The 2,033-nt window shown below is 59.7% G+C and carries 1 protein-coding gene; it reads right to left on the reverse strand.

The features are described 5' to 3' along the window. Window positions 1–12: 12 nt before the first annotated feature. Window positions 13–2,033 (reverse strand): recombinase family protein (locus AWB68_RS44305; protein WP_087650379.1); only part of this gene is annotated, 2,021 nt, incomplete at its 5' end.

The raw sequence follows: 2,033 nt of genomic DNA on the forward strand, positions 1-2,033 counted from the left end.
GCAATGGGGCGTTCATTGTGCACCTCCTTCTGAAACCTCGATAAACATTGGGATCTGTCCTTCGACGTCGTTGCGACACGGGCGATGTTTGCGCGTCAGTGCCGTCGCAACAGCTTCGCTGCGAAGATCACTTGCACGAATCTGCCAGGGGGCGTCGGGCACCACTTGTTCGGCAGGCAGAACCCGATCGTTGATCAGTCGCCGGATCATGTAATGGGTGACGCCAAGCAGCTTTGCAGCCTCGGACATCGTCAACCATTCCCCATTCTTCTCGGCCGACTTGTAGGCGCGGATGTCTCGTACGTTCCGTATAGAGCGGACGCGATGTGCGGTCCAGGTCTTGTCCTGGCCGGTCCGTATCCCCATCCGGTTTAGCGATGCAGCGATGTCCTTATCTGACCATCGGGCAGCCATGCTGCGAACGATCGCGAGCGCTTCGTCAGAGGTGCTGCATCCGTGCTCGCCTGTCTTCGGTTTGCGGATCCGCAATTGTGAGTGCTGCCCACCTTGCCAGTGAATCGTCAGGATGATTTCACGGGCCGTCTCGTCCACGTCCGCAACAATATCAACGATCAAGGCTCGCACCAGTTGCTGACGCATGCGCATGGTGACACCCGGAGCGTTCCAGGCAGCGTCGAGGTCCTCGGCAAGCTTTGTGAAGTCAGGAGCAGGGATAGCTGCCGTCGGTGTGCCTGCCGTCTCAAGGCGTGCCTGGCAGGCCTGTACACGACGCAATGCCGTTTCCCAGTTCTTCTCCAGTTGCGCAGCGATCAGACGGTTATCGGGGTCGCAGGCGGCGTAGCGTCGCTCGGCCAGCGTCGCTTCATACTGAGCCTGCTGCAGCTCGAGTTCGATGATCCGCCGCTGCTCGCTCATGGTGTCCATATGCATTTGCTCGGCCTGCAGGGCCGCCTCTATCGCCATTGGCTCCACGACACGCATTAGTTCTTTTGCGATTGCAGCGTCTATGCGAGGGCCACCAAACCTCATGCACTTCGGTGGTGTCATGTCAAAACGGTAGCATCGGTAGACCGGTCGCGGCGTTCGTCCAGTATAGGTCACCGACAGGCGGCGTCCGCAGCGCGCACATCCCAGCAGACCAGCCAGCAGAGCCTGTCCACCACGCCCCGATTTTACGTCACCCGTCTTGCCGTAGGCATTGGCCGCGAGCAGCTTGCGGTTGCGTTCGAATTCTGCCCAGTCGATGTAGCCCTCGTGGTGCTCCCTGAGCAGAACCTCCCATTCTTCAAACGGCTTGCGGTGCTTGTAACTTTTGCGCGCACGACCATCAACGATGCTCATCTGCTTGCCACTCTTGCCGTACACGTAGGCCCCGGCATAGAACGGATTCCGCAGCACTGAGATCACGTTACGGTAACGTATCAGCGGCCAGTCGACGTGTGTCAAGGTTCTGCCATCGGTCGGGCGTGGGAAGTGAACTTGTTCAGCCAGTAACGACAGAAAGGCCTGCCGCGCGCTACCCAGTTCGCGAAAGCGGGTAAAGATCAGGCTTATCACTTTCTGCAGTCGCAGGTCTGGATCGAGACCCAGGCCGACCTCACGATGCCAGATATAGCCAATCGGCACGCTGATGCGCAACTCACCGCGCTTGGCCTTGGCGCGCGCGGCATCGAGCATCCGCGTTCGGAGCACATTAAGCTCAAATTCGCTGATGCTGCCCTTCATGCCGAGCAGCAGTCGGTCATTCGGCCGACAAGGATCGTACACGCCATCGAGGTCGATGACCCTCGCCTCGACAAGACCGCACAGTTCAAGCAGATGGTGCCAGTCGCGTCCGTTACGGGCGAGACGTGATGCATCCAGGCAAAGGACAGCTCCGACTTCTCCGGCACAGAGCAATGCCACCAGGCGCTCAAAGCCGGGCCTCGCGACCGCTCCGCTCGCCGACCGCCCCAGATCATCGTCAATGACCTCGATATCGCGAAATCCGCGGCGCTTTGCTTCGTCCACGAGCTCGTACTGTCGACGCTTGCTCTCGAGGTTCATCTGCACCTGAGCCTGCGTAGACTGCC

The sequence above is a fragment of the Caballeronia choica genome (assembly GCF_001544535.1).
In the GTDB taxonomy this organism is placed as follows: Bacteria; Pseudomonadota; Gammaproteobacteria; order Burkholderiales; family Burkholderiaceae; genus Caballeronia; species Caballeronia choica.